General features: G+C 66.9%; 26 protein-coding genes and 2 tRNA genes. 10 read left to right on the forward strand and 18 right to left on the reverse strand.

The genetic code is table 11. The annotated features are described in order from the left end of the window. Window positions 1-298: 298 nt before the first annotated feature. A complete protein-coding gene (locus ACYQ26_RS13255) occupies window positions 299-1,057 on the forward strand; it encodes a ribonuclease H-like domain-containing protein (RefSeq protein WP_459809374.1) in 759 nt (252 codons plus the stop codon). A gap of 129 nt (window positions 1,058-1,186) precedes the next feature. Further along, complete coding sequence (locus ACYQ26_RS13260; RefSeq protein WP_459809375.1) at window positions 1,187-1,588, forward strand: acyl-CoA thioesterase; 402 nt, start codon at window positions 1,187-1,189, stop codon at window positions 1,586-1,588. A gap of 46 nt (window positions 1,589-1,634) precedes the next feature. Here ACYQ26_RS13260 and ddfA read toward each other — a convergent pair whose 3' ends face one another. From ddfA to mct, 9 genes are all read right to left on the reverse strand, one after another. Next, window positions 1,635-1,925 carry a DdfA family disk-determining factor gene (ddfA, locus tag ACYQ26_RS13265; protein ID WP_459809376.1) on the reverse strand — a complete coding sequence of 97 codons (291 nt, stop codon included), beginning with the start codon at window positions 1,923-1,925 and terminating at the stop codon, window positions 1,635-1,637. Between the two features lie 647 nt (window positions 1,926-2,572). Further along, window positions 2,573-3,886: a hypothetical protein gene (locus ACYQ26_RS13270; protein ID WP_459809377.1), complete on the reverse strand. Its 1,314-nt coding sequence runs from the start codon at window positions 3,884-3,886 to the stop codon at window positions 2,573-2,575. A gap of 513 nt (window positions 3,887-4,399) precedes the next feature. Further along, window positions 4,400-4,473: transfer RNA gene (locus ACYQ26_RS13275), tRNA-Thr, on the reverse strand. Window positions 4,474-4,485: 12 nt separating this feature from the next. Then, window positions 4,486-5,028 carry a GNAT family N-acetyltransferase gene (locus tag ACYQ26_RS13280; protein ID WP_459809378.1) on the reverse strand — a complete coding sequence of 181 codons (543 nt, stop codon included), beginning with the start codon at window positions 5,026-5,028 and terminating at the stop codon, window positions 4,486-4,488. Window positions 5,029-5,206: 178 nt separating this feature from the next. After that, complete coding sequence (locus ACYQ26_RS13285) at window positions 5,207-5,824, reverse strand: CBS domain-containing protein (RefSeq protein ID WP_459809379.1); 618 nt, start codon at window positions 5,822-5,824, stop codon at window positions 5,207-5,209. 120 nt (window positions 5,825-5,944) lie between these two features. Next, a complete protein-coding gene (locus tag ACYQ26_RS13290; RefSeq protein WP_459809380.1) occupies window positions 5,945-6,709 on the reverse strand; it encodes a GTP cyclohydrolase III in 765 nt (254 codons plus the stop codon). Window positions 6,710-6,817: 108 nt separating this feature from the next. Further along, window positions 6,818-7,144, reverse strand: coding sequence for a DUF5785 family protein (locus ACYQ26_RS13295; RefSeq protein WP_459809381.1), 327 nt, complete (start codon window positions 7,142-7,144; stop codon window positions 6,818-6,820). Between the two features lie 132 nt (window positions 7,145-7,276). Continuing rightward, on the reverse strand, window positions 7,277-9,340 hold the full coding sequence (locus tag ACYQ26_RS13300) for a hypothetical protein (protein ID WP_459809382.1): 2,064 nt from the start codon (window positions 9,338-9,340) through the stop codon (window positions 7,277-7,279). Window positions 9,341-9,556: 216 nt separating this feature from the next. After that, entirely contained in the window at window positions 9,557-10,729 is a 1,173-nt protein-coding gene (gene mct / locus ACYQ26_RS13305; RefSeq protein WP_459809383.1) for a succinyl-CoA:mesaconate CoA-transferase, read from the reverse strand. A gap of 136 nt (window positions 10,730-10,865) precedes the next feature. Here mct and glmS point away from each other — a divergent pair, with 136 nt between their 5' ends. The 5 genes from glmS (at window position 10,866) to citE (ending at window position 16,282) form a co-directional block, all read left to right on the forward strand. Next, window positions 10,866-11,321 carry a methylaspartate mutase subunit S gene (glmS, locus tag ACYQ26_RS13310; protein WP_459810751.1) on the forward strand — a complete coding sequence of 152 codons (456 nt, stop codon included), beginning with the start codon at window positions 10,866-10,868 and terminating at the stop codon, window positions 11,319-11,321. Window positions 11,322-11,328: 7 nt separating this feature from the next. After that, on the forward strand, window positions 11,329-12,786 hold the full coding sequence (locus tag ACYQ26_RS13315; RefSeq protein WP_459809384.1) for a methylaspartate mutase subunit E: 1,458 nt from the start codon (window positions 11,329-11,331) through the stop codon (window positions 12,784-12,786). Beyond that, on the forward strand, window positions 12,786-14,072 hold the full coding sequence (locus ACYQ26_RS13320; RefSeq protein ID WP_459809385.1) for a methylaspartate ammonia-lyase: 1,287 nt from the start codon (window positions 12,786-12,788) through the stop codon (window positions 14,070-14,072). Before ACYQ26_RS13315 ends, ACYQ26_RS13320 begins: the two co-directional genes overlap by 1 nt. After that, complete coding sequence (gene mch, locus ACYQ26_RS13325; protein ID WP_459809386.1) at window positions 14,065-15,156, forward strand: 2-methylfumaryl-CoA hydratase; 1,092 nt, start codon at window positions 14,065-14,067, stop codon at window positions 15,154-15,156. Before ACYQ26_RS13320 ends, mch begins: the two co-directional genes overlap by 8 nt. Before the next feature lie 67 nt (window positions 15,157-15,223). Next, entirely contained in the window at window positions 15,224-16,282 is a 1,059-nt protein-coding gene (gene citE, locus ACYQ26_RS13330; protein ID WP_459809387.1) for an L-malyl-CoA/beta-methylmalyl-CoA lyase, read from the forward strand. Window positions 16,283-16,363: 81 nt separating this feature from the next. Here citE and ACYQ26_RS13335 read toward each other — a convergent pair whose 3' ends face one another. The 4 genes from ACYQ26_RS13335 to ACYQ26_RS13350 all read right to left on the reverse strand — a co-directional run bounded on the left by ACYQ26_RS13335 (window position 16,364) and on the right by ACYQ26_RS13350 (window position 20,170). After that, entirely contained in the window at window positions 16,364-17,476 is a 1,113-nt protein-coding gene (locus ACYQ26_RS13335) for an AI-2E family transporter (RefSeq protein ID WP_459809388.1), read from the reverse strand. Window positions 17,477-17,572: 96 nt separating this feature from the next. After that, window positions 17,573-18,928 (reverse strand): hemolysin family protein, encoded by a 1,356-nt coding sequence (locus tag ACYQ26_RS13340; RefSeq protein ID WP_459809389.1) that lies wholly within the window; start codon window positions 18,926-18,928, stop codon window positions 17,573-17,575. Window positions 18,929-19,283: 355 nt separating this feature from the next. Beyond that, window positions 19,284-19,367: transfer RNA gene (locus ACYQ26_RS13345), tRNA-Ser, on the reverse strand. 41 nt (window positions 19,368-19,408) lie between these two features. Continuing rightward, window positions 19,409-20,170, reverse strand: a complete 762-nt coding sequence (locus ACYQ26_RS13350; protein ID WP_459809390.1) for a hypothetical protein — start codon at window positions 20,168-20,170, stop codon at window positions 19,409-19,411. Window positions 20,171-20,310: 140 nt separating this feature from the next. Here ACYQ26_RS13350 and ACYQ26_RS13355 point away from each other — a divergent pair, with 140 nt between their 5' ends. Next, window positions 20,311-20,535 carry a hypothetical protein gene (locus ACYQ26_RS13355; protein ID WP_459809391.1) on the forward strand — a complete coding sequence of 75 codons (225 nt, stop codon included), beginning with the start codon at window positions 20,311-20,313 and terminating at the stop codon, window positions 20,533-20,535. Window positions 20,536-20,574: 39 nt separating this feature from the next. On the opposite strand, the gene ACYQ26_RS13360 is transcribed toward ACYQ26_RS13355, so the two are convergent. From ACYQ26_RS13360 to ACYQ26_RS13380, 5 genes are all read right to left on the reverse strand, one after another. Then, on the reverse strand, window positions 20,575-21,240 hold the full coding sequence (locus tag ACYQ26_RS13360; RefSeq protein WP_459809392.1) for a uracil-DNA glycosylase: 666 nt from the start codon (window positions 21,238-21,240) through the stop codon (window positions 20,575-20,577). Window positions 21,241-21,354: 114 nt separating this feature from the next. Further along, window positions 21,355-22,371 (reverse strand): helix-hairpin-helix domain-containing protein, encoded by a 1,017-nt coding sequence (locus ACYQ26_RS13365; RefSeq protein WP_459809393.1) that lies wholly within the window; start codon window positions 22,369-22,371, stop codon window positions 21,355-21,357. Between the two features lie 310 nt (window positions 22,372-22,681). Next, entirely contained in the window at window positions 22,682-22,984 is a 303-nt protein-coding gene (locus tag ACYQ26_RS13370; protein WP_459809394.1) for a DUF7976 family protein, read from the reverse strand. After that, window positions 22,977-24,050, reverse strand: coding sequence for an Mrp/NBP35 family ATP-binding protein (locus ACYQ26_RS13375; protein ID WP_459809395.1), 1,074 nt, complete (start codon window positions 24,048-24,050; stop codon window positions 22,977-22,979). Before ACYQ26_RS13375 ends, ACYQ26_RS13370 begins: the two co-directional genes overlap by 8 nt. Window positions 24,051-24,277: 227 nt before the next feature. Continuing rightward, window positions 24,278-24,613, reverse strand: coding sequence for a DUF7969 family protein (locus ACYQ26_RS13380; RefSeq protein ID WP_459809396.1), 336 nt, complete (start codon window positions 24,611-24,613; stop codon window positions 24,278-24,280). Window positions 24,614-24,717: 104 nt separating this feature from the next. Between ACYQ26_RS13380 and ACYQ26_RS13385 the strand changes: the two genes are divergently transcribed. Then, a complete protein-coding gene (locus ACYQ26_RS13385; protein ID WP_459809397.1) occupies window positions 24,718-25,047 on the forward strand; it encodes a DUF5783 family protein in 330 nt (109 codons plus the stop codon). Between the two features lie 84 nt (window positions 25,048-25,131). After that, window positions 25,132-25,983 carry an eIF2B alpha/beta/delta subunit family protein gene (locus tag ACYQ26_RS13390; RefSeq protein ID WP_459809398.1) on the forward strand — a complete coding sequence of 284 codons (852 nt, stop codon included), beginning with the start codon at window positions 25,132-25,134 and terminating at the stop codon, window positions 25,981-25,983. Window positions 25,984-26,002: the final 19 nt, after the last annotated feature.

A 26,002-nucleotide genomic window follows, 5' to 3' on the forward strand; every position in this document is an offset into this window, starting at 1 on the left:
GCGGAACCGCCACGATCGACCGCGTCAACGGGACGGAGCACGGTCACCTGCCGCGCTCCGGGCGAACGGGGTCGTCGAGTTGCTCGAGCCGCCGTTCGACGCGGTCGTCGGACTCCGAGAGCGCAGGGGACGGTACGAACGGCGGTGGCGGCTCCGCGACCGGCGGAGAGCGACCGAGTGGATCGCGCCGTGAGCGTCCGAACGCGCCGGGCGAGGCGCATGGCGCACTCGAATCCGGACGGAGCGGCCGTCACCGTCGATCCAAGCGCTTTTACCCTCACCGTTCCCCTGAACGGGTGTGCGAATCGAGAACAGTTTCATCCCGGTCCGCGGGGTCGGCGAAACGACCGAGCGCCGCCTGTGGGAACGGGGGATCACCCACTGGGACGAGTTCGACGACGGCGTCGACGTCGTCGGCGACACCCTCGCCGACCGAATCGAGACGTTCATCGACGAGGGGCGAACCCACCTCGAGCGCGGCGACGTCGCCCCGTTCGCCGAGCGCCTTCCCTCCGCGAGCCGCTGGCGGCTCTACGAGAACGTCCGCGAGCGGACCTGCTTCCTGGACATCGAGACGACCGGGCTCGACGCCGACCGGCACGAGGTGACGACGGTCAGTTGCCACCGCGGCGACGAGACGAAGACGTTCGTCAAGGGACGGGACCTCACGAGCGAGCGCCTCGAGCGGGAACTCGAGGCCGCGTCGCTGCTGGTCACGTTCAACGGTGCGCGGTTCGACGTGCCGTTCCTCGAGACGTGCTACGACATCGACGTCGACGTGCCGCACCTCGATCTCATGTACCCCTGTAAGCAGGTCGGACTCGACGGGGGGCTGAAGGCGATCGAACGCGAACTCGGCATCGACCGCGATATGCCTGACCTCAGCGGCCGCGACGCCGTCCGCCTCTGGCGCGAGTACGAACGCGGCGACGAGAGCGCGCTCGAGACGCTCGTCGAGTACAACCGCGCGGACACGAAGAACATGCGACCGCTGGTCGAGACCGTGACGGACCGACTCCACGAGCAGGTTTTCGAAGCGGCGCGCGACGAGGCGTAGCCGGCGTCCGCGACCGTCCCCCTCGTCTCTCGCCGTCGCCGTAACTTCGCCGCGTGCGGCCGTAATGCACAGCCAGGAGAGCAGCACGCGGGCGGTACGCCTACGGTGCTGGCAGTCATCCGTCCTGATATGACAACCGAGTACGAGTACGACGTCGACATCGACGTTCGGCTCCGCGACATCGATTTCATGGGCCACGTCAACAACGCGACGTACGCGACCTACCTCGAGCAGGCCCGCGAGGCGTACTTCACCGACGTGCTCGGCGTCTCGCTCGTCGACACCGGCACCGTGCTCGTAAACCTCGAGATCGAGTACGTGCGCCCGATCGACGCCGACGCGGACGTGACGATCGGCCTTCACGTCCCGGAACTCGGCACCTCGAGTCTCCCGATCGAGTACGAGATCCGCGCGGACGGCGAGCGGGCGGCGACCGCATGGACCGTCCAGGTGCTCGTCGACGAGGAGAGTGGCGACTCACGACCGCTGCCGGAGGAGTGGCGCCAACGCATCGACGCGACTCGAGAGTAACAACACTGAGACGCGGCGTCTCGAGCCGAGGCCGAATCGAGGGCAGTTACTGTCGCGGATCGTCGTCGTAGACGTCGACGTCACCGTCGCTCGTCACGACGACGTGGTAGTCACAGTAGGAGAATTCGACGCGGCCCGCGGTCCGGGCCGTGCCGTCCGTTCGCGGCGCGAAAAGCGAGTCGAGAGCTTCGGGGTTGATCGCGTCGTAGAGCGCTTCGTACTCCGGCGGTTCGATATCAGTCGGATCGACGCCTTCCCGTTCGGCGACTGCGGAGATAATTGCAAAACTTAGCGACTGGTCGTCGGCTGCTTCCGAACGATCGACTGAGAGTAGCATTGGCCGGACTCTTTCTTCGCCGAGATATAAATCCTCTGGCCTAGCCCCGATATCGACGGACAAATACGTACGTCAATGACCAGTTTAGACCCTTACCCGTCTATTTGGTCACTCGTATTGGGATAATATTAGCACTCTCGTAGCATTTGAAACGTTTCAAGGAGGAATATTCCACGTACAAGGAGGGGTTGTAGACCGCTCAGACTGACAACCGGCGGTCGATCAGTCACGGTCGCGGAACTCGGCCGCCAGAACCGACGGAACCGCTATCGATAGACCGGAGTCTGCCCGTCGCTGGAACTGATCGGCCGGACCGAAACGCCGGCCGGTTCGACACCTTTATATCGAATGTGAATGAACGTTCAATCGGCGAGGGCGGGGAGACACTATCGGTGCCCTGACATTACCCGTTCGCCCGGACGGATCTCTCCCTCGCCATCGTCGCCGGTATCACCGCCCGTGAGGCCGCGACGAACTTCTGATCGCTACCGGCGCGGATCACCGGTTTGCCCGGCCGGTGATCCGTCGTCGTTCGCGCGTTGTGATGCTCGAATGAGTTTCGTCGGCCTGCCCGCCGGTCGCTTCGATACCGACTCGAGAGTCTCCGAAACGCGCGGCGAACGAGTTCTCGGTGCGACCGAACGAGGTCACAGTTCGTCGCTACCCGTCGCGATCCGGAACCACGCGTTCTTCGGCCCTCTCATCAGATACGTCACGCTCCCGTTCGACGTGTCGGTCCATCTGACGTACTCGCCCTCCGTGTATCGAGCAGCGTCGGGCAGACCGTCTCCGTCGTGGGTCCCGTATCCGTTGAACGTCGAACCCGGTCCGAGATTCCACTCCATTCCTCCCGAGAGGCGACTGTATCCTTCTCTGACCTTGATATTCGGACCGTCGATCATCAGGCCACCGTCGGCCATCCTGTGGGGATCCTCGAGGTGACCGACGAAAAACGCCCCGTAATTATCGATGTGATCCGGTCCGTTGTTTCGAATCGCCACTTCCATATCGTTGCACTGGATGTGTCCGTGGACGATCAGCTTACCGCCGGACGGACCATCGGTGACGATTCCGTTCGTCGCTCTCGCGATCACGACCGAAAAACGGTTCCCGTTTACGAATCCGCCGTCGGTCGTATCCGTGCGGATCGCCGTATCGTACCCTCGGATGGTGAGCCTCCCCGAGCAATGGGTAATGTACTTCTCGGCCGCCGATTTCAGCAGGAGTCCGGTCCCCTCGCCTTTCTCGCCGTGCAGGTGAATCGGACCGTCTAATCTGAAGTGACTGTCCGCGTTGGCTCGGTACCATTGCGTCGTCGATCGCGCTCCGTCGGCAACGAGAACGTTGCTGGTATACCCATCGAATGCTCTCGTTTTGATAGTGAGGGGACCGGAAATCTTGGTCCCGGTGTCGACGAATAAGATGTCCGTGTCCGCCTCCGGAACTAGTGTAGCGTTATTCGGCAGCAGGCAGACCCCCTCGCGCAGGGAGACGGTTTCCGAAACCCGGTACGTTTTATTCGGAACGAGACGGACCAGCCCCTTTTCGTCCCAGCCCGCCGAATCCGCCGCCCGATCGATCACGTCCTGAAGTTCGCCGCCCTCGCGGGCCACGAAGGCGTTGTTTAGCTCGCTGATATCGGCCCCCTCCAGATACGTCGTTCCGGGGACGGGATTCTCCGTCGTTCCGGTGTTCGCCGGTCGCCAGTCGCCGGCGTCGTCGTCCCATTCGAAGATCACGTTCATGTCCTTCGCCTCCGCTCGAGCGCCGTCAAATGGGCCCTCGGCGGGAAAATCGTCGTAACTCTCGAACGGAACGATGACCTGCTCTTGGAGCCCGCGCCAGTTCTCGTCGTCCTGAACGCGGCCCCAGCGGTCTTCGTAGTCTTCCGGGTTCGCTGCATCACTGAGGACGGCGAAATCGCCCCAGTCGGTTCGCGGTGGTTCGGGGTAGTTACTCATTACTGGTGAACTCGGCTACAGTCGGTTTAGCTGGTGTATCAAGGGAAGGGAGGTCTCGGCTTGCTACTCTCGTCGACGTATCCGGATCGTCGGTCGCGTCACTGTCGTTCAGTTCCATCGGAAGTGGAACCGCTCAATTCCCCGGACCCGCGGAACGCTTCGCTCGCACCATCGTTCCGCTCGGTGGCGGACTTCCCGTAGAGGCCGGCGCCGTACGCTCCGCCGCCGTAACGCTCGCCGCTCCCGGTCTGTGCACCGACCTCGGTTCCCGTCGAACCGATCCCGACCGCTGTTACGAGCCCGAATAGCGTCCGTCGCGTGAGCCTCATGTGATTAGTTTGCTACTATTATATTTGTATTAAAGGCTTGGAGACGTATCAACGAATGACTCGCGTCCGCTCGACCCGATCCAGTGCTCGAGAGAGGGTGATACTGATTCGCTCTCGCCGACGAAGACCGGGAACTGGCAGTTCCTGACGGCGTGACCGATCGAGTTCAGCGGAAAAGTCCGAGAGCCAGGGGTGGGATTTGAACCCACGAAGTCTCGATTACAAGTCGAGTGCATGAACCGCCCATGCTCCCCTGGCGCAGGCCGTTAATTACCCGTCCTCCTTTGAGTGTGTATCGTTTTCGCTTTCCGATCGGTCGCAGCGCGCCTCGCGATCCTCGAGCGACCGCGACATCGTCACGCGAAACGCGTCGAACCCCCGGTCTCTGTAGAAGCGTCGCGCGGCCTCGTTGTCGGCCATCACCTCCAGAATCACGACCTCGGCGCCGCGATCGGCGAGCGCGTCCGCGGCCGCCTCGAGCAGCGCCGCGCCGATCCCGCGGTCGCGATGGGCGGGTTCGACGTAGATGTTCGAGATCGTCCCGCGCGTCGCGTCGAGTTCGAGCGCGCCGTGCTCGAGGGAAAACGAGACGAAGCCGACGGGGTCGCCGTTGCCGGCGCCCTCGGCGCGAGCGACGAGCAGCGCGTCGGCGGCCTGGTGGGCGGCGAGGGTTTCGCGCATACGGTTTCGGTTCGCGTCGGCGCGGACGGCGGAGTCGTACGCGCGCTGTCCGCGAGCCAGCCGGACCCACAGCTCCGTCACCGCGTCGACGTCGTCGCTGGTCGCGGGTTCGATCGTCACGTCGTCCGCCATGGATTAGAGGTAAAAACGAAGGCGGCGCCGGGAGTCGCCGCAGAAAAGCGGTGGGTCGGGTCGTCAAACGGGGCGGGCCGACGGCGCCCGCCGGGGACGTCGGTCATCGTCGGCCCCTCAACCGTCGTCGCCGAAAGGTCTTTTCATCGCGTCGAGGGGTGCGGTCGGAACGGATCCGCTACACGGTCCGGCAGTCCGGACAGACGAGTTGGCCGTTCGACTCCCGTAGGGAGTCGGCCAGCGAGCCGCAGGCCTCGCAGACGCCCTGGGTCGTGTACTCGTCGCCGCCGTTGGCGAGGGCCCGCTCGTCGGCCTCCGCGGCGGCGGATTGGGGCGTCAGGTTGTCGGACCGCTGTCCGGGTTCCGACCCCCGAACTGAATTATTCGAACTCGAGCGGGGCGCCACCGTCGCCTGGAACGAGCTGGCGGCGGCGATGACGTCGCGCTGGGTGACGACCCCGCGGACGCCGGTCTCGTCCTCGACGACGACGTTCCGGATGTTCTCCCGGGTCATCAGGCTCGCGGCGTCGGTGAGCGACCGATCCGGCGCGACCGAGATGACCGGCGTCGTCATGACGTCGCCGACGGTCAGGTCCGCCGGCTCGCGCTCGTCCGCGACGAGATCGAGCAGGTCCCACTCGGTCATGATGCCGACGGCGTCGGCGCCCCGAACGACGAGGACGCAGCTCGCGCGCTCGTCGCGCATGAGTTGCACTGCTCCGAGGACCGTGTCGGACTCGCTGACGCCGACGTAATCGGTCGTCAGGACATCCGTGACCGACAGTTCCGATTCCATGTGAGAAAGAAACACACAGACGGGCTAAAAGCTACCCCCGCTACGCTTAAGCGATTCGGCGGCGAAGATTCACGGATCGGATTCGGTCGCCGACTTCCGCTCGAGTTCGAGACCGATTGCTTATTCCCACTCGAGTTCGACGCGGGTCCCGTCGGCGCGACACACCTCGAGGGCGTGTTTCGCGGCGTAGCCGGCCTCGTGGGCGCTGTCCCCGCGACCGACGCCGACCTGCATCTCGACGTCGACGGCGTCCTCGACGTGGTGGATCGCCTCCTCGTAGTCGGGCGCCTCGAGGTCGGGACAGACGACGATGACGTTGTCGCCGCCGACGAAGAAGGAGAGGCTGTCGTGGACGCGGCGCATGTGTCGCATGAGTTCGGCGTACCCCTGCTCGATCTCGATGAACGTGTCGAAGGCGTTGAGTTCGTCCGTGTAGTTGCCCGTCGCGTTGATCACGTCGAAGTGGGCGATCTGGACGTCGCCGTCGGTACGGTGGCCCTCCTCGATGACGCGGCCCTCGAGGACCTCGCGGCGGTCCTTGTCCTGGGCGCTGCCGGCCTCCTGCAGCCGCGCCGTCGCGTCCGAGAGCGCCTGCACGGGCGTGGTGCCGGTCGCGACGCCGAGGCTGAGCGTGACCGGATACCGGTTGCCGATCGAGTCCTGCAAGCGTGCGTGGTCCTCGAGCGAGAGCCCGTTCGTGACGGCGATCATGTTGTCGAACCGGGTGAAGAAGACGTAGCCGTCGCGGGCGCCGACGAACTGGGAGATGTCCGCGTAGAGGCGGGACTGCATCGTCTGCAGGTCGGTTTCCCGGCGAGGCTCGGGCGTCACCGTCCACGGACCGTAGTTGTCGATCTGAAGGAGCGTAACCTGCGTGTTAGTCACTGTACCCCCACGTTTCGACGCCCGTCGTATAAGTGATACGTAATCCAGATTCGTGATGCGAACGGCGGTGTCACGGACGGCGCCGCTCGAGCGGCGGAGGAACGGGCGTTACGCGTGTTTCTTCTCGGGGTTGGCGCCCTTCGGATGGTACATCCAGAAGTCGCCCTCGCGCATGGCGTTGCCGACGGCCTTGTGCATCTCGACCATCTCCTCGAACTCCTCGGCGTCGACGTACTCGAAGATCTCGCGCATGGCGACGACGCGCTCGTGGTTGATCCGGATCGGGTAGTCGCCGTACTCGTCGACGAACTCGGCGACGTTGAGTGGGAAGTCCTCCTCCTCGTCGACCTTGTCCGCGATGATCCGCATGTCGTACTTGCGCCGTCCCTCGCTGCCTTCCTCGCCGTCGGGATCGACTGGCCAGTCGTTGCTCATGGTATACTCGGACGTGTGCAGGGGTCCCGCAAAAGGATTACTGTTACCGGCGTCCGGCCGGCGACACCCTCGCTCGAGACGCAGTCCGAGCGGCCGGCGGTAGTTTCGCAGCCGTCGGAAGCGGTGTGGAATTCAGTTCGGAGAGAGCCGCTCGAGGCAGAATATCTCCGCCTCAGTCGGCTGCTCGGACAACAGATCAGCCGCTCGAGCGGGCGGACGGAACGTCGTCGAGCCGGCGTAGGGCATTGCGTAGGCTGCCTCGAGCGACCCGTCCCCGTCGACCAACTCGAGCCCGTCCGTCAGGAACCGATCGCGCTCGAGGCCGTAACAGAGCGCGATCGACTCCCCGGCGGTGACGATTCCGACGTCAGATAGCGCGTGCGCGGTACCGTCCCCGTCGACGATCGAGGGAAGACCCGCGGACTCGTCGAGCCCCGAACCCTGTAGCCAGAGGTCGAACCGCGCGGCCGGATCGACGCCGGCGTCCGCTTCGAACGACGCCAGTTCCTGCACGGCGTCGGCGTGGTCGGGATAACACAACGACCGGAGCGACGACGCGCCCGCGCCGGCGATCGGAACCGTAAATTGCTGCCGTTCGCCCGGCGCTAACGCGAGACGCTCCGTCGTGCGACCGAAACAGCGGTCCTCGAGCGACGTGTCGGCCACCTCGCCGTCATCGTCGAGCGCGAGCGCCGCGGCCTCCCGCTCGGCGACGTAGGCGTCGGGATCGCACGGCATCGCGTACGCCGCCAGTAGGTCCGCGCCCTCGCTGCCGTCGGTCGTTTCGACGCGACACTCGAGGCCGTCCCCGCCGAGCAGGCGCTCGCGATCCAGCGCGCGGAAGACGGTCGCCCGATCAGTGGCCATGCTGCCGTCGGGGTACTCGCCGTCCGCGTAGCCGCCGAAGTCGCCGACGTACTTCCACGCCGCGTCGTCGCCGTCCTCGTTCTCACCCTCGCCCGTACCGCCAGCACGGACCGCCAGCCGGTGGTCGTGGAAGCCGAAGCCGTCGCCGATCAGCCAGAGGTCGAACGCGTCGGCCGGGTCGAACCCCTCCTGCGTCTCGAGCGTGGCCAGCCAGGGATAGAGGGCCCGGTCACGGGCGATCGTCAGCGTGTTGACCGACCCGCCGTCGAGGTCGGCCCCCTCGACGTTCGGGACGAACGGGTCGAACCCGCTTTCCGTCGGGACGTACCCGTTGCGAACGTACCAGCCGATCCCGGCCGCACCGGCCTCGAGCGAGGTCCGGAGGTTCATCCGCATCGCCTGTTTGCTCGGCGTGTGGTTCGGGTTGATCGTGTGGCTCTGTCCGAGGTAGAAGACCGGTCGCTCGAGTTCGGTCCGCGCGTTCGAGACGAGGCTGCGCACGGCCGCGTTGGCCGGCTCTGGACCGACGTCCTTCTCGTACCAGCCGCGGTAGAAGTCGACGAACCCGAAGTCGGGATCGGCGCCCTGATCCCGCAGTCCGTCGGCCAGCGTCGCGAACACCTCCGGGCGCTTCGAGTCGACGATGTACGGAAAGTGGACGAACGGGCCGACCTCGAGGGCGTCGTTGGCCTCCCGGACGGCCGCCGCCTGCGCGGCGAAGATCTCGGGACCGTACGCGAGCAGGTTCCGGACCGCCGCCTGGTTCCACGCTCCGCCCTCGACCCACTGGCCCATCACGGGGGCCTCCTGCCAAAGGATCACGCGGCCGGCGTCGAACAACTCGCCGTGACGTCGGGCCACGCGTCGTAAGCGCTCGAGGTGGGCCTCGCGGGCCTCGCGGTCGGTCGCGAGCCGCTCGGCGGGAACGTCGTTCAGCAGACCCACGTTGAGCCAGACGTCCAGTCCGAACTCGCTCGCGGCGACCATCGGGTCCTCGAGCACCTCGGCCAGCGTCGCCTCGTCGTCGTTCGTCGCGACGAGGACGACCGCGAGGTCGTGGCGGCGCGCGAATGCGAACAGGTTCTCTCGGACGGGCTCGTCGCTCCACAGGCCACCGCCGAGCCAGAGGAAGTCCTCCCGGGGGCCCGACCGCCGACTCGAGGCCGGGGGTGCGTCCGAGGCGGCGTCGCCGGCCGAATCGTCGCGGAGCCCGCGATAGCCCGCGTAGCTGCCTGCCAGTCCGATCCCGAGCGCGCCGGCGGCGAGGTAGCCGCGGCGGGAGAGGAGGGCGTCGTCGATGCTCGTCTCGTCGGTAGCGTCGTCGACCATGGTAGTCCCTCGAGCGCGCGAGCGGAGCGAGCGCTCGATACCGTCCCGTATCACGGTGGAGGATTTCAGCGTTGGCCCGGCACCGTCCGCGCGACGCGGCCCCGTCGGCGACGTGCACGACTCGACGACTCGAGTTCGGGCGTCGAACGGGTCGAACCGAAGAACTCGGCGACGATTGCGATCGCGATCCGCGGCAGTGAGCCGCGACCCGCGGCGTCAGTCGTCCGCCGCTAGTTCGTCTTCCTCGCCCAGCACGTCCTCGCGGTGTTCGTCGAGCAGCGGCGCTCGCCCGCGCGGTTCCGGCGGCGTCGCGGTCATCTTGATCGGGTTCCCCGCGATCTCGACCTCCTCGTCCACACCCGGCTGTTCTACCGGCACGAGCATGTCCCGGTCGTGCACGTGGGGGTCCTCGAAGATCTCCTCGGTCGACTGGACCGGCGCGGCCGGCACGCGCCCCTCGAGCCGGCCGACTAGATCGTCCGTCGCGAGGCCGCTCGCCCAGTCGGCGATCTGTTCGCGCAGGTCCTCGCGGTGCTCGAGGCGGTCGGCGGCGGTGGGATACTCCTCGGCCAGATCCGAGCGGTCCATCGCGTCACACAGCGCCTGCCAGTGGTTGGTGCCGAAGGCGGCGATGACGGCGTACCCGTCGGCAGTTTCGAACGCGTCGTAGGGGAACAGCGTCGGATGCGAGTTCCCCTGCCGCGTGGGCGCCTCGCCGGTGTAGGACTGCTGGTAGATCGCGCGCTCGGTGAGGCTGAGCATCGAGTCGTACATGCCGGTGTCGACGTACTGGCCCTCGCCGGTCTGTGCGCGATGGTTGACCGCGGCGAGGATGCCGATGCAGTTCAGCGTCGCGGTAAAGAGGTCGCCGATGCCCGGCCCCACTTTCGTCGGCGGCCCGTCCTCCTGGCCCGTGATCTCCATCACGCCGCCCAGCGCCTGCGCGATGAGGTCGAAGGAGGGCTGGCCCTGGCGGTGGGTCTCGCCGGTGCGCGGATCGCCGAAGCCGCGGATCGAGGAGTAGATCAGCCCCGGATTGCGCTCGCGCAGCGTCTCGTAGCCGAGGTCGTACTTCTCCATCGTACCCGCGCGGTAGTTCTCGACGACGACGTCGGCCTCCTCGACCAGCGAGAGGAAGTCCGCGCGGTCCTCGTCGTCGTTGAAATCGAGCTCGAGGCTCTTCTTCCCGCGGTTGACGCTCTGGAAGTAGCCCCCGTAGGCCTCCTCGTCGGGGTCGTCGACGTACGGCGGGTTCGAGCGGATGAGGTCGCCGCCGGGGCGCTCGATCTTTACCACGTCCGCGCCCATGTCCGCGAGCAACATCGTACAGTACGGGCCGGCGAGCACCTGGGTCAGATCCAGCACGCGCAGGTTCGAAAGCGCACCCATGAGGCCATCCTCCCGGGCCGGGTGCAAAAACCTTTACCATCAATAATGATGTTGTGGCTGTATGCCACACTGTCCAGTTAAACACCATTAAAGAATATTATCATGGAAGATCATTAACTTTATAGCCCACGCTCTCATCGTCCCGACTACGATGTCCGGAACGGTCGTCCTCGGCGTGATCGGCTCCGACGCTCACGTCGTTGGCATCACGATCCTAGAGCAGGCGTTCAGTGCAGCGGGCTTCGAGGTTATCAACCTCGGCGTGCAGACCTCCCAGGAGGAGTTCGCCGAGGCAGCCGTAGCACACGACGCCGAGGCCGTACTGGTCTCCTCGCTCTACGGACACGCCGAGCAGGACTGCCAGGGCTTCCACGAGGTCTTGGAGGACGCGGGCGTCGAGGCCGTCACCTACATCGGCGGCAACCTCGCCGTCGGCCAGGACGACTTCGAGAAGACGCGACGGACCTTCCGCGAGCTCGGGTTCGACCGCGTCTTCGACTCCGAGACCGACCCCGAGGAAGCCATCGCCGCCCTCCGGCGGGACCTCCAGATCACACCGACCGAATCCGAACGCGCCACGGTGAGTTCGTAGGTCCTCGATGATACGCGACGAACGCATTCCGGCCGACCAGCTACGGCGCATCGACGAGGAAATCCGGTCGAACTGGCCCACCGGCGACGAGGTCGACTTCGAGGAGGCGATTCGCTATCACGAGTCCCTCCCCGACCGCAAGCGGTTCGCGGACGTCCTCGAGTCGGCGGACAAACCCCTCTTACAACCACGGGCGGGCGTCCCGCAACTCGAGGACCAGATCGAACTGCTGGAGTACCTCCACGGGGAGGGGAAGGCGGATCTGCTCCCCACCACCATCGACTCGTACACGCGCGACAACGAGTACGAGAAGGCCCAGGAGGGACTCGAGAAGGCCCGCGAGACCGGCGAGGACACCTTGAACGGGTTTCCGGCGGTCAACCACGGCGTCGAGGGCTGTCGCGAGTTGATCGAGGCGATCGACGCCCCGATCGAGGTCCGCCACGGCACCCCCGACGCCCGACTGCTCGCGGCGATCACCTTCGCCGGCGGCTTCCAGAGCTTCGAGGGTGGCCCGATCTCCTACAACATCCCCTACACCAAACGGCACGGCCTCGAGGAGACGATCGAGCGCTGGCAGTTCGTCGACCGGCTGGCGGGGGCCTACACCGAGCGCGGCGTGCGGATCAACCGCGAGCCGTTCGGCCCCCTCACCGGAACGCTCGTGCCGCCGTCGATCGCGATCGCGATCATGCTGATCGAGGGACAGCTCGCGGCCACGCAGGGCGTGCGCTCGATCACGCTCGGCTACGGGCAGGTCGGCAACGTCGTGCAGGACGTGGCCGCCCTCAACGCCTTGCAGAAACTCGGCGATGAGTTCCTCCCCGACGAGGTCGTCGTCACGACGGTCTTCCACGAGTGGATGGGCGGCTTCCCGCCGGACGAGGCCCGTGCGAACGGCGTCATCGGCCTCGGCGGGATGACCGCCGCCATCGCACAGCCGGACAAGGTCATCACGAAATCGCCCCAGGAGTTCCAGGGCGTGCCGACCAAGGAGGCCAACGCCGCCGGCCTCCGCACCACCCGACAGGTCATCGACATGGCGATCGAGCAGAACATCGACATCGACGGCATCCGGGAGGAACAGGAGTTGATCGAGCGCGAGACGCGGTGTCTGATGGACACCGTGCTCGAGCACGGCGACGGCGACGTGGTCCAGGGAACGTTGAAGGCCTTCGACACCGGCGCACTCGACGTTCCGTTCGCGCCCAGCGACAGCGCGAAGGGCGCCGTGCTCCCGGCGCGGGACGACGACGGCCGCGTCCGCATCTTCGAGTGGGGCGATCTCGCGATGGACGACGAGATCAAGGAGATCCACAAGGCCCGACTCTCCCGGCGCGCCGACACCGAGGGCCGCGATCAGTCCTTCAAGATGGTCGCGGACGACGTCGACGCGATCAGCGACGGGAAGCTCATCGGCCGACCACAGTCCCGATCGAAGCCGGCCTCGCAGGGTGATATCTAATGACGACCGAGACAACGATTACGGCGATCCACGCAACGCCCGGTTACTCCGGATTCTTCTTCGACGACCAGCGCGCGATCAAACGGGGCGCCCGGCAAGACGGGTTCACCTACGACGGCGAACCCGTCACGGAGGGGTTCGACGAGATCCGCCAGGCCGGCGAGACGCTCATCGTCGACGTCGAACTCGCGGACGGCACGACGGTGCGGGGCGACTGCGCCGCGGTGCAGTACTCCGGCGCCGGCGGCCGCGATCCGCTGTTTACGGCGGCGGAGTACGCCCCCGTCGTCGAAGGGCCCGTCGCCGACGAACTCGAGGGCCGCGACGCGACCGCGTTCCTCGCGAACGCGGCGGCGCTCGAGGAGCTACAGGCGAACGGCGACCGGCTCCACACGGCGATCCGCTACGGCGTCTCGCAGGCGCTGCTGGCCGCGGCCGCCTCGGCGACGGGGACGACCAGAACAGACGTGCTGGCCGACGCCCTCGAGACCGAGCCCGCGACCGAGCCGGTGCCCGTCTTCGGCCAGTCCGGCGACGACCGCTACACCAACGCCGAGAAGATGTTCGTCAAGGGCGTGCCGGTCCTTCCCCACGGCCTCATCAACAGCCGCGAGAAGATCGGCGAGGACGGCGAGACCCTGCTCGAGTACGTCGAGTGGCTCCGGACGCGCTCGCAGGAGTTGGGTCCCGAGGACTACGACCCCCGCTTCCACATCGACGTCTACGGGATGATCGGCGAGATCTTCGGCGCGCCGTACGACCGCGCCGAGGTCGTCGACTACTTCGCGGCTCTCGAGGAAGCCGCCGCGCCGTACCCGATCCAGATCGAGGGGCCGATGGACGCCGGCGGCCGCAGCGAACAGATCGAAGCGATGGTCGAGTTACGCGACGGGCTGCGAGACGCCGGCGTCGAGGTCGACATCGTCGCCGACGAGTGGTGCAACACGCTCGAGGACGTGCGGGGGTTCGTCGACGCGGGCGCAGCCGACCTCGTGCAGGTCAAGACGCCCGATCTGGGCGGCATCCAGCGCAGCGGGCGGGCGGTCCGCTACTGCGAGGGGACCGACACCCGCGCCTACTTGGGCGGCACCTGCAACGAGACCGAAACGTCCGCACGCGCCTGCGCGCACGTGGCGCTGGCGACCGACGCCGCGCAGGTGCTCGCGAAACCCGGCATGGGGTTCGACGAGGGCTACATGATCGTCGAGAACGAGATGCGGCGGACGGTCGCCAGACGCGCTCGAGAGCAGTTCCCGAATGCTGACGAGGTGACCGCGGATGACTGACGACGATGATTCGGTCGATTGGACCGATCCCGACACCTTCGCGCAGGCCCTCGAGCGCGCCGACACGAAGGAGAAGGGCAACTACTTCGAGGACTTCGCGGAGGGCGAGGTGCTCGAGCACGACCCCGGCCTCCGGCTCACCCGCTGGGGGAACGAGGCGTGGATGAGCCAGACGCTGAACCACGATCCAGCCTACTGGCGCACCGACGCGGCCCGCGAACGCGGGTTCGACGAGCCGCCGATCCATCCCGACTACCTCACCGCGGCGACGCTTGGCATCACCGTCGAGGATCTGAGCGAGAAGGGCGGCTACTTCCTCGGTCGTACCGACGTCCGATACCCCGGCGCGCCGGTCTCGCCGGGCACCGAACTCCGGGTCGAGAGCGAAGTGGTTTCGACGGCGACCTCGAGTTCGCGGCCCCAGTACGGCATCGTCACTTGGCGGACGCGCGGGCGAGACGCCGCGACGGACGAGGTGCTGTGCTCCTACGAGCGCACGAACATGATCCCACGCCGGGAGCCGGTCGAGACCGACGGGAGCGGCGCTTCGGCCGCCGAAGACGTCGACGATGACGGCGGGCCCGCTCTCCCCGACACCTTCGTCACCCCCGACGGCGGCTACTACGAGGACTTCGTCGCCGCCCTCGAGGACGCCGCCGAGCGCGACGCGGCTGTCGCCTACCGCCACGAGCGGGGCCGCACGCAGGACGACGTCACCGTCGCCGCGCTGCCGCTCGCGACGCTCAACACGGCCAAGCAACACCACAACGCCGACGCGATGGCCGACGCGCCCTCGGGCGACATCGTCACCTACGGCGACGTGACCCGCTCGACCGCGCTGGGCCACGCCCGCTCGGACGAGCGGACGTGGCGCGAGGTCGGCTTCGACGACGAGTCCTTCCACACCTTCGTGACGCCCGGCGACACCGTCTACGCGTTCACGCGAGTGCTCGAGGCCGACGACGACTCGAGTTCGCCCGACGAGGCTGGTACCGTCCGTTTCGAACACGTCGCGTTCAATCAGGACGACGAACCCGTCTACTCGGGCACCAGAACCGCGGAGATCCGGAAGCGATCCCGATAGGACACCGACGACACCCGATTGAGATCACCCCCACCGTACCCCCACGACACCCCCACCCGATCCACAGATGACGACCGACGACACCGACACAGACGTTCGACTCTGTCGAACCTTCCAGACCGCACCGGCCGCCGTTCCGAAGGACGACTCGGCGAAGTACCTCGTGTCCGGCCTCGAGGCCGACGGCTTTCAGGCCCCCGACTGGCTCGTGCCCGACTTAGAGGACGGCACCGCGCCCGACATGAAGGCCGAGGGCCTCGAGAACACGATCGAGCACGTCCCCCGTCATGAGTTCCCCGGCGAGATCTGGCCCCGCGTCGAGTGGAGCTACGAGGACGAGACCGACCGCGAGAAGGGGCGCGACCAGATCGACCGGCTCGTGAGCGCGATCGGCGACGAGATCGAGGGCGTCGTCGTCCCCAAGGTCGGCCGCCTCGAGGACGTCGAGCGCGCCGCCGAGGCCGTCGCGGAGGCCGAGCGCGAGCACGGCTACGCCGACGGTTCGATCGGGATCTCGATCATCGTCGAAACGGGACGGGCGCGCTCCGATCTGCGCGAGATCTCGAAGTTCGGCGAGGACTCCCGCCTGACGGCGCTCGTGTTCGGTCCCGTCGACTACACCGCGGAACTCGGCGGTCGCGACTTAGGCGACGGGCGCCCGCGCTGGGACGGGCTGCTCGAGGCGCTGTCGAACGAGGCCAGCGCCGCGGGCCTGCTCTCGATCGGCGGCCCGTTCGACGACCTGTTCAAAGAACGGGCCGGGCTGACCTACTACAACGCCGAGGCCTACGCCGATCAGGTCGAGCACGAGGCCCGGCTAGGACTGGACGGCTCCTGGTCGCTGTACCCCAAGCAGACGATCCAGGCCAACACGATCCACATGCCCACGCCCGACGAGCTCGAGCGCGACGTCCGCAAGATCGAGCGGTTCAACGAGGCAAAACGCGAGGGCACCGGTGCGGTGACGATCGACGGCCAGATGGTCGACGAGGCGACGTTCAAGAACTTCGTCAACACCGTCCGGACGGTGCGGACGATCGACGAGCGACGGCCCGACCAGACCGCCGAGTACTACGACGACGAGCTACTCGAGCGGGCGCTCGGGATCGAACTCTCCTACCGATAGCGCGAGCGCGAGCGCACTCGACCGGTTTCGTGTTCTCGGCGTCGCGGACGCGCGGCGCTCGACGAGCGGCGGGACGGACGCTCAGTCGCCGCCGCTCGGCCGCTCGCCGTGGAGGAACGTGCTCGCGAGGGTCGGGAAGATCCGATCGGCGAAGTGAATGGCGAGCACCACGACGATCGGACCCAGAAACAGGCCGTACCAGCCGAACGCCAGCGTCCCCAGGAAGTAACTCAGGAGGACCAGCCCCATGTGGGCGCCGCTGCGCGCCGAGAGCAGCGACCGGGCGAAGAAGTCCGGAATGGTGTCGATGACGATAACCGAGAGCGCGAAGAACGCGATCGGTTGCCACAGCGGCGTCTCCGTCGTGACCGCGTCCGCGAGGAGATAGAGCCCGTAGGGGACGTAGACGATCTTCATTCCGACGGCGGGGACCAGGGTTCCGATGCCGATCAGGACGGCCAGCAACACTGGCATCCCGACGACCGTGCCGCCCGACGCGAACTGGTTCAGCAGGAAGTACGTCCCCGCGGCGATGATAGCCGCGACGCCGATGACGGCGAGGTTCCCCACGAAGACCGTCTCGAGGTCGTCGTCGACCGCCTCGAGGTACGAGACGATCTCGTCGTCGTACTCGATACTGCGGCTGACCCAGCGTCGGAGCTTCCAGTCGTCCCGCAGCAGGTAGAACAGAAACGTCAGCATGAGGAAAAAGCGCGCGAGGACCCCGGCGATGGACCCCGCGATCGAGGACAGTCGTCCGACGATGTCCGGCACCCCCTGCTGGATCACCGACGCGATCGATCGGCCGCTGCCGGTCCCGATCAGGTCTCGCAACTGCGACACGTCGCCCTGGCGGACCACCGAGAGGTACGGATCGAGCGCCGCCCGGTACGCCTCGAGGTCGTTAGCGAGGAGAAACTGATCGAGCTGTCGCAGCGCGACCACTCCCGTATAGACGATGATGGCCGCCATCGGAAGGACGATCAGGAGGATCGTGATCGTCGCCGTGACGTTCGGATGCTCGATGTGGCGGTTGAGGTGCCGGTACAGCGGCCGGGTCGCGTAGTAGAGAAAGATCGCGAACAGCAGCGTGCCGATGTAGGCGTAAAGAGCGTAACCGATCGCGGCGGCGATGACCAGACCGAGACCAGCCCAGACGGCTCGCTGGCCGTCCCACTGGCGGAGCGCGCACATAGTCGAGACACGACGGCGACGGCCAAAAGCGACCGGCGCGCAACTGCACGGAACGGCCGAGGCGGGCGTGCGGGCTTCGAGCGCGGTCGGCCGCCGCTACCCCGTCCCCGTCCCCTCCTCGGCCGATTCCTCGCCGGGAGACGCCTCGCGGACCACCAGCGAATCGACGCGCGACCCCTCGACGGCGGTCACCTCGAGCGCGTAGCCGTCGACCTCGGTCCGGTCCCCGACCTCCGGCGCTCGGCCCAGTCGGTCGAGGACGAGTCCGCCGATGGTACCGAACGCCTCGGTCTGGAAGTCGGCGCCCAATCGCTCGTTGACCGTCGACACCGTCACGCCGCCGTCGACGACGTAGGTCCCGTCCCCGCGGCGATCGATCGACGGCTCGTCGACGTCGAACCCGTCGCGGAGGTCACCGACGATCTCCTCCACGAGGTCCTCGACCGTAACGAGTCCCTCGAAGACGCCCCACTCGTCGATGACCGCGGCGATCTGGGCCCGGTCGCGCTGGAACTGCTCGAGGAGGTCGACGGCGGGCGTCGTCTCGGGAACGATCGGCAGGTCGCGCGCGATGTCGCCCGCGGTCGCCGACTCGAGGGCGTCCTCGCCCTCGCGCTCGAGGACCCCCAGCACGTCCTTGGCGTCGACGAAGCCCACCACCTGATCGGGATCGTCCGCGTCGACCACCGGATACCGGGTGTGGCCCGACTCGAGGATCAGCGATCGAAGATCCGCGATCGAGCGGTCGCTGTCGACGGTGACGGCGTCCGGGCGCGGGACCATCACCGCTCGAACCTCGGTATCGTCGAGTTCGAAGATCTGCTCGATCATTTCGACTTCGGTCGTATCGATCTCCCCGGTCTGTCCGGATCGGGCCAGCACGGTCCGGAGCTCCCGTTCGGACAGCGTCTCGTCGGTCTCGGAGGCCGGCGGAACCCCGAGCAGCCGCGTAAAGCGGTTCGCCGCTCCGTTGAAGACCACGATGCCGGGAAAGAGAACGTAGTAAAAGAACTTCATCAGCGGCGAAACCAGCAGGGCGACCCGTTCGGCCTCGGCGATGGCGACCGTCTTCGGGGCGAGTTCGCCGAACACGACGTGAAGGAAGGTGATGAAGGTGAATCCCACCGCGAAGGCCACGAGGTGAAGCAGGTTCTCGGGCAGCAGGGGCGCGAGCACCGGCTCGAGCAGCGCCGCGATGGCCGGTTCGCCGAGCCACCCCAGTCCGAGCGAGGCGATGGTGATACCCAGTTGGGTGGTCGCGAGATAGTCGTCAAGGTTGTCGACGGCCTCCTGCAGGATCGTCGCGCCCGTCCGCTCTTCGGCAACGAGATGTTCGACCGCCGACGAGCGCACGCGGACGTAGGCGAACTCCGACGCGACGAAGAAGCCGTTCAGTCCGACCAGCAGGAACGCGCCGACCAGCCGCGCGCCGGAGACGACGAGATCTACCATCGGTACCACCTCTCGCGCCGCCGCGGCCAGCGGGCCGACGGGCAGGTTGGTGGCTCGCCCGCGACGGCCGAATGAACGTCGATACGCTCCATTACCTCGAGTTCGGGTCCGAGCCCAATAGTTTCAGGGGCGACAGACGCAACCCGAAGGCAACGTCGACCGGGTTCGTCGGCTCGGTTCGCGGTTTACGGGGTACTCGAGGCAAAGCCGGCGGGGATGGGATTACCGTCGCTCACGGATTTGTTCGCGGCAGAACGGTGGGGATGGGATTTGAACCACAGTCGGAGCGAAGCTCCTCCCTGATTCAAATCCCAGCGTCCACGCTTCGCTCCTCGCGTAGTGCTCGTCGCAGAAGCGGTGGGGATGGGATTTGAACCCATGAGGCTATACAGCCACCTGCTCTCAAGGCAGGCGCGTTGGGCCGCTTCGCTACCCCACCTCACCACCTCGTACCGCGTCCGCTCAAAAATGGTTATCGGTCTATCGCCGCTCGAGCGACTCGCTCTCCCCGCTGCCCTCGCCGACTTCGAGCCCGTACTCGTCCGCCACGGCGGCCGTCGCCGGCGCACCCGGTCGCTCGGCCGCCCGCCGCGCCTCGAGCCCCGCGATCGTCGTGCACAGCCCCGATTCGGACCGCACGTCCGGCACCGTCGGCGCGAACCCGAGTTTCAGGCCGGCGTCTTCGCCGCGGTCAGCGAGCGTCGAAAGCGCCGGCGTCGCGTACGCGTCGCTGAAATCGATCGGCTCGGTGAAGCCAGCGAAGTACGCTCGTCCGCCAGTCGACGGGCCGAGTACCGCGTCGTAGCGCCGCAGCGACATCGCCGCCCCGTCGATCTCCGAGCGGCTCACCAGCGGCGCCGTCGGCTCGAGCACGCCGACGCTGCCGGCCTCCTCGCGCTCGAGCAGGTGGGTGACGCTGTTGCCGACCCGCGCCGCGTGCGTCGAGCCGACCTGCCGTTCGAATCGGACGTCGTCGGTGTTCTCGAGGGCGGCGGCCGCCAACTCGCGGATCTCGGTCTCGGGATCGGTGAACCCAGCACCGGTGAACTCGTCGGGCAGCGTCTCCGCGTCGCGGTAGTTGACCAGCAGGTCGCCGCCGCTCGAGGCGACGGCATGCAACACGTCCGCGACGGCGGCCTCGTACAGCGTAGCCGCGTCCGCGGCGGTCAGCGGCGTGGTCTCGACGAGTGCCGGGAGGACGAGCCCCTCCCGCGGCGGGTCGACGGGAACGACGACGATCATGCCCGGTACTCCGACGGCGGCGTCCTTGAACGCGGCGTTTGCGGCGTCGGTTCCCGAGACGGAGTCGAAAAGCCGCCTCGAGGACGACCGGCCTGAACGCCCCGAGGGTTACGGTTCCGGGACGCGTACTGCGGACCGCCATGGATACTCGACCGATCGCGGGCGCGGTCGGCACGCTCGTCCTCGCTGTCGTCGGACTCGCGGCGCTCTACGGCGTCGCCAGCGGCTATCTGGTCGAACCGCCGGGAGGCCTCGAACTGCGCGCGCCGTCCGTCGGAACGGCCCTCGTCGCGGTCGCGGTCGTCGCCGCGTTGACCGCACTCGGAGTACGTGGTGGTGGACGACTGCAAACGCCGTACTGGTGACCGGTTCAGAACGTCACGTCGAGCGGTCGGGCCGGCCGACTACCGTCCCTGGCGCCCCTTCGTCTGGCGGTAGTCCGACGCCATCAGTTCGGCGAAGTGTTCGACCCACGCCTGGGTCTGCCCGTCGGTCTGCTCGGACGGGGCAATCATGGGGACGAGTTCGAAGCCCCGTCCCCGGATCGTCGTCGCGTGGGCGTCGGGCAACTCGAGTTCGTCCGTGGGGGTCGTCGTGTACTCCCTGCCCAGTTCCGCGAGCGCGCGCTCGCCGACCGGGATCAGGATTTCGGGGTTGATCATCCGGATCTCGGCGTTGAGGTACGGCTCGCAGTTGCCGATCTCCTCGTCGGTCGGCGGCCGTTCGGGGTCGCGACACCGGGTGAGGTTCGTACAATAGACGTTCTCGAGGGCTGGCTCGTCGGCCGGGGAGGTCGCGTCGCAGAGGGCGAGTCGCTCGAGGATGCGACGGAGGTCGGTGCCCTCGGAGTCGTCGGCCTCGCCTCCGTCTGCGTCGCCGGAACGGGCGACGAGCGGGATCCCGATCTCGTCGGCCGTCGGCGTCGGCCGCTCGCCGACGAACAGGAAGTCCGCGCCGACGTCGCCGTAGCCGTGGACGACCTGCGTGCGCGTCTCGCAGAGCGCGGGACAGTTCCGACACTGCTCGTCCATGTTGAACGGGTTCGCCCGGCGTTGCTGATTCGCGTCCACACTCGCGTCTCGAGGGGAGCGACCAAAAGCGCCGCGGCTGGCCGGCGGCGCTCGAACGAGGGGTAAAAAAGGGTCAACGCTGCGGGGGATCGAAATCCGAACGCGGGACCGCGATTACTCCTGCGTCTGGGCCGCGTCGATCCACTCCTCGGCGTTCTCTTCCGAGATCTCTGCGGTGCTGGCGACGGTGTGTGCGTCCGCCTCCGCGAGGTCGCTGATCGTCTCGATACCCGCCCCGGCGAGGCGTTCGGCGTACACCTGACCGACGCCTTCGATCGACTGCAGGCTCTCCTCGACGACTTCGGTTCCGCCTTCGGTTGCGGTTTCGATCGCGTCGGTCGTGTCCGACGCCGCGTCTTCGGTCGCCTCGGCCGCTTCACCGACCAGATCCTGCGCGCCCTTCTGGGTCGTTTCGACGACGTCTTCGGTTTCCTGCTGGGCCGTCTGAACGGTCTCGACGACCTGTTCGGATTGCTGCTGGATCGTTTCGGCGGCCTGTTCGGTCTGCTGCTGGACGTTCTCGGCGGCTTCCTCCGCGAGCCGAGCGCCCTCGACCGCCTGCTGCTCGGTCTCCCGGTGCGTTTCGAGCGCCGACTCGATCGACTCGGCGACCACCGTCTGCTGCTGCTCGGTCAGCTCCTCGAACGCCTCGAGGAACTCCGACTCGAACTCGTTCCAGGCGTCGTCCTGGGTTCGTTCGAACTCGTCGAACTGCTCGTCGACGGCCGCTCGCACGTCCTGTCCGTCCCCCTCGAGCGCCGACTCGATCGCGTCGAACTGCGCGTTCAGCAGGTGCTGGAACAGGTCGGCGCTCTGCTCGAATCCCTCGTTCAGCAGTTTCTGGGTCTGTGCCGCGTTGTCCTCGAACTGCTGGTCGATCGTCGAGCGGACGTCGTATTCGTTCTCGTCCATCGCCGTCTCGAACGCCTCGAGCTGGGCGTCGATGAGTCGGCGGGCGAGTTCGGTCCCCTGGCGCTGAGCGCTTCGCTGCGCCGCCATTCCGTTTCGGAGGGCCGTTTCGGTCACGTTCTCCTGCATCTCGAGTCCCTGCGAGAACAGCTGCTGGCTCTGTTTGATCGACTGGCGCTGCAGTTCGAACGTGGCTTCGATGGGCGTGGTTGCGTTAGTCATGGGTATCACGGAGGTTTGTGACGAGGCGGGTCGGATCCCTCGTCGCTACTTCCTACCTAAACAAAGCAGTCACACACAGATAAGTGGTACCCTTGCATGGTACTGAGAGGTATTAGATGGTGACCAGTGGAAGAATTACAGCGACATCGAACGGCCTGCGGAGATCCGAGAGACGAGAGGCTGTCGCTATCAGAAGTACTGAGGGCCGGAAAGATGCGATAAACGGCGATCGGCCGGACCGATGACGATCGGGAGCGATCGACGGTGATCGGATCAACGAACGACGATCGGCGGGACAGAAACGGACGGATCAGCGACCGAGGCCGCCGCGTTCGTTGACCTCGAGAATGAACTTGACGTTGCGAACGATCTCCTCGGGCGTCGTCTCCTCGTCCTCGTCGTAGAGGTCGCTGGTGCGGTAGAGGATGTTCGCGAGCTGTTTGCTCTCGCTGGTCTCGCCGCGGACGTCGTCGGCGACCTCGCGGAGGAGGGCGACGCGTTCGGGGTCGGGGTCGAATTCGTCTGCGTTCGTGTCCGCGTCCGCGTTGCCGTCCCCACCCGCGTCGGCGTCGCGGTCCCCGTCTCCGTCAGCAGTGACGTCGCCGTCAGTCATCGCTCCGAGACGCCGCCCGCTGCGATTGGGAGACGCTGCGCCGGTGTACGATCCCCGTGTTGTTCGCCACGTTCTCGGTGATCGTCCGGAACGACTCGCCGACCTCGCTGTCGTCGTCGAGAACGGTCGGCTTCCCGCTATCGCCGCCCTCGCGGACGCTCGGATCGAGCGGGATCGAGCCGAGGAACGGCATGTCGTGCTCGTCGGCGAACTCCTTCCCGCCGCCGGCGCCGAAGATGTCGTGCTGGCTCCCGCAGTCGGGGCAGGCGAACGAGGACATGTTCTCGGCGATGCCGAGGACGACGGTGTCGTGCTGGGCGAACATCTCCAGTCCCTTGCGCGCGTCGTCCAGCGCGACGTCCTGGGGCGTCGTCACGATGACCGCGCCGGTGACCGGCATCGTCTGGAGCATCGTCAGCTGGGTATCGCCGGTCCCTGGCGGGAGGTCGACGACGAGGTAGTCGAGGTGGCCCCACTCGACGTCCTCCGTCAGCTGGGTGATGACCTTGTGGACCATCGGACCGCGCCAGATGACGGGGTCGTCCTCGCCGGTCAGGAAGGCCATGCTCATCAGCTTCACGCCGTACTTCTCGGGCGGGACGAGCGTCTCGTCCTCGGTGGCCATCGGCGGCTCGTCGGCGTCGACCATCCGCGGCACGTTCGGCCCGTAGACGTCGGCGTCGAACAGGCCGACGCGGGCGCCGAGTTGCGAGAGGCCGGCCGCGAGGTTGACCGCGACGGTCGACTTGCCGACGCCGCCCTTCCCGGAGGCGACGGCGATGACGTTCTTGACGCCGGGAAGCACCTGCTCGTCGCTCGAGAGGTCGTCCCGGTCGGGAACGCTGGCCGAGAGGTCGGGCTCGAGGCCCGCCTCGACGAGCGCTTCGCGGGCTTCGGCGGCGATGTCCGATTCGGTCGGCGAGTACGGTGCGCCCAGCGCGAGGTCGACGCTGACCTCGTCGCCGTCGACGGAGATGTCGTTAACGAGTCCGAGCGAAACGATGTCGTCGCCGAGTTCCGGATCCTCGACCGTCCGGAGGCGGTCGCGAACGGCGGCTTCGTCCATATAAGGGTGTACTTCCCGGCGTCGAAAAGGGTTGTGTTCCCACCGTTTTTCTTCGGGACCGCTCTCCCGGCTCGAGAGACCGCCAATCCCTCGTCAGCGACCGAAATCGAATATTTCGCGGACCTCGCGGAACGCCGGTCCGCTCAGTCACGAAACGGCGGAGCCGTTTCGAACGGCGTCGCCCGCGATTCGACCGCCGTGGCCTGCCGTTCGGACGCGTCGGCTCCTTACGCGTTAAAATCGAACCGCGGCCCGCCGTAGGTCGGCGGATCCGGCTCGAGTTCGACCCCCTGCTCGTAGCGGACGAAGTTGAGGTAGAAGGGACGGCCGCAGCCCTCGACGGGTTCGCCCTCGAGGTCGGTAACGGGGCCGTCCTCGCCGCAGATGAACTCGACCCCGTCGGCCGCCTCGCGGTCCGGGTCGTCCGGGGCGGCGTACTCCCAGCCCGGCTGGCGGACTTTGGTGACCGAGCGATCCGCGAGGTCCGGCGGCCGCTCGAGGCTGACGACGGCGCCGCAGTGGGGACAGGTGTACCGGACGGTGACGGTGTCAGTGTCAGTCATCGGCGGTTCTAGGCGCGTGACGGACGTAAGCCTGCGGGCGCCGGCCTGCAGGTCACTCGAGTCAGGTCCAAACCGTTTACCGGCTCGCGCCCACACGAACAGCCATGACCGACGGCACGGCCGAGTTCGACCCCGCAAAGTTCGAGGACAAGTACGTCCACTACTTCGAGGAACTCGAGACGGCCTACTCCAACGCCTACCAGCAACTCCACGGGCGATACGATTCGACGGTGCTGAAGGCGATCGATCGCAAGGTGCTCGCCGAGAGCGAACCGTTCTACGAAGGTGATGGCGAGTTCCGCGTCGAACTTCCCGACGACGTCGAGGAGCGCGTCGGCGCCGTCGCCGACCACGAGCAGTTCGACGCCGCCCTCGAGGAACTCGTCGACCGTATCGAAGGCGAGTTGCGCCGGATCTTCGGATTCGACAAGTAGCGTCACGGCCGGCTCGGCCGTCCGCCGTCCCGCGAACTGCCGCCACCCGGAACACCTTTGCCGCTGACGGGAAACCCCTTCAGTATGATCGACGAGACCGTCGAGGAGATCCAGGAGATGCAGACGCACAGCGCCTCGGTGGTCGCGGTCCACGCGGCCCGGGCGCTCGAAGAACTGCTCGATCGGGAGTTCGCCACCGTCGACGAATACCTCCGGGATCTCGAGCGCAACGGCTCGGTCCTCCGGCGGGCGAATCCCTCCCACGCATCGCTCCAGAACGCGGTCCGTGAAATCGTCGAGGACGTCGAGGACGCCGACCCCGACAGCGTCGAGGAAGCCAAGGAGCGCACTGCGAAGAAGATCGACGCCGTCGTCTCCCGGGTCGAGTCCGGGAAGCGGCTGGCTGCCGAGAACGCCGTCGAGCACCTCGCGGACGGCGCGACCCTGCTGACTCACGACTACTCCTCCACGGTGATCGAGGCCTTAGAGCAGGCGACCGACGCCGGCAAGACCTTCGACGTCTACGTCACCGAAGCCCGACCCAGATACATCGGCCGCAAGACCGCGCGCACCCTCGCCGACCTCGAGGGCGTCGAGGCGACGCTGATCACGGATAGCGCGCACGGCCTCTACCTCGAGGAGTGCGACCGCGTCGTCGTCGGCATGGACTGCATCGTCGAGGACACGCTCTACAACCGCGTCGGGACGTTCCCGATCGCCTCGACGGCGAACCGCCTCGACGTGCCCGTCACCGTGGTGGGCTCGGCCTCGAAGATCGTCGGCGAGGCGTTCGTCTTCGAGAACGAGTTCCGGCCGGGCAGCGAGGTCATGCCCGAACCGGCCGAAGGGTTCGACGTCGAGAATCCCAACTACGACGCGACGCCGGTCGAGTTGCTCGAGAGCGTGATTACCGACGAAGGTCGACGGGAGCTGTAGGCCGCTTTTCGATTCGTCG

Source organism: Halopiger thermotolerans (genome assembly GCF_054654555.1).

Excerpts from the sequence above, each read along its gene's own strand:
- ACYQ26_RS13260 (WP_459809375.1), top strand. The coding sequence starts at position 1,187 with ATGACAACCGAGTACGAGTACGACGTCGACATCGACGTTCGGCTCCGC.
- ddfA (WP_459809376.1), bottom strand. The coding sequence starts at position 1,925 with ATGCTACTCTCAGTCGATCGTTCGGAAGCAGCCGACGACCAGTCGCTA.
- ACYQ26_RS13270 (WP_459809377.1), bottom strand. The coding sequence starts at position 3,886 with ATGAGTAACTACCCCGAACCACCGCGAACCGACTGGGGCGATTTCGCC.
- ACYQ26_RS13280 (WP_459809378.1), bottom strand. The coding sequence starts at position 5,028 with ATGGCGGACGACGTGACGATCGAACCCGCGACCAGCGACGACGTCGAC.
- ACYQ26_RS13285 (WP_459809379.1), bottom strand. The coding sequence starts at position 5,824 with ATGGAATCGGAACTGTCGGTCACGGATGTCCTGACGACCGATTACGTC.
- ACYQ26_RS13295 (WP_459809381.1), bottom strand. The coding sequence starts at position 7,144 with ATGAGCAACGACTGGCCAGTCGATCCCGACGGCGAGGAAGGCAGCGAG.
- ACYQ26_RS13300 (WP_459809382.1), bottom strand. The coding sequence starts at position 9,340 with ATGGTCGACGACGCTACCGACGAGACGAGCATCGACGACGCCCTCCTC.
- mct (WP_459809383.1), bottom strand. The coding sequence starts at position 10,729 with ATGGGTGCGCTTTCGAACCTGCGCGTGCTGGATCTGACCCAGGTGCTC.
- ACYQ26_RS13315 (WP_459809384.1), top strand. The coding sequence starts at position 11,329 with ATGATACGCGACGAACGCATTCCGGCCGACCAGCTACGGCGCATCGAC.
- ACYQ26_RS13320 (WP_459809385.1), top strand. The coding sequence starts at position 12,786 with ATGACGACCGAGACAACGATTACGGCGATCCACGCAACGCCCGGTTAC.
- mch (WP_459809386.1), top strand. The coding sequence starts at position 14,065 with ATGACTGACGACGATGATTCGGTCGATTGGACCGATCCCGACACCTTC.
- citE (WP_459809387.1), top strand. The coding sequence starts at position 15,224 with ATGACGACCGACGACACCGACACAGACGTTCGACTCTGTCGAACCTTC.
- ACYQ26_RS13335 (WP_459809388.1), bottom strand. The coding sequence starts at position 17,476 with ATGTGCGCGCTCCGCCAGTGGGACGGCCAGCGAGCCGTCTGGGCTGGT.
- ACYQ26_RS13340 (WP_459809389.1), bottom strand. The coding sequence starts at position 18,928 with ATGGTAGATCTCGTCGTCTCCGGCGCGCGGCTGGTCGGCGCGTTCCTG.
- ACYQ26_RS13350 (WP_459809390.1), bottom strand. The coding sequence starts at position 20,170 with ATGATCGTCGTCGTTCCCGTCGACCCGCCGCGGGAGGGGCTCGTCCTC.
- ACYQ26_RS13355 (WP_459809391.1), top strand. The coding sequence starts at position 20,311 with ATGGATACTCGACCGATCGCGGGCGCGGTCGGCACGCTCGTCCTCGCT.
- ACYQ26_RS13365 (WP_459809393.1), bottom strand. The coding sequence starts at position 22,371 with ATGACTAACGCAACCACGCCCATCGAAGCCACGTTCGAACTGCAGCGC.
- ACYQ26_RS13370 (WP_459809394.1), bottom strand. The coding sequence starts at position 22,984 with ATGACTGACGGCGACGTCACTGCTGACGGAGACGGGGACCGCGACGCC.
- ACYQ26_RS13375 (WP_459809395.1), bottom strand. The coding sequence starts at position 24,050 with ATGGACGAAGCCGCCGTTCGCGACCGCCTCCGGACGGTCGAGGATCCG.
- ACYQ26_RS13380 (WP_459809396.1), bottom strand. The coding sequence starts at position 24,613 with ATGACTGACACTGACACCGTCACCGTCCGGTACACCTGTCCCCACTGC.
- ACYQ26_RS13385 (WP_459809397.1), top strand. The coding sequence starts at position 24,718 with ATGACCGACGGCACGGCCGAGTTCGACCCCGCAAAGTTCGAGGACAAG.
- ACYQ26_RS13390 (WP_459809398.1), top strand. The coding sequence starts at position 25,132 with ATGATCGACGAGACCGTCGAGGAGATCCAGGAGATGCAGACGCACAGC.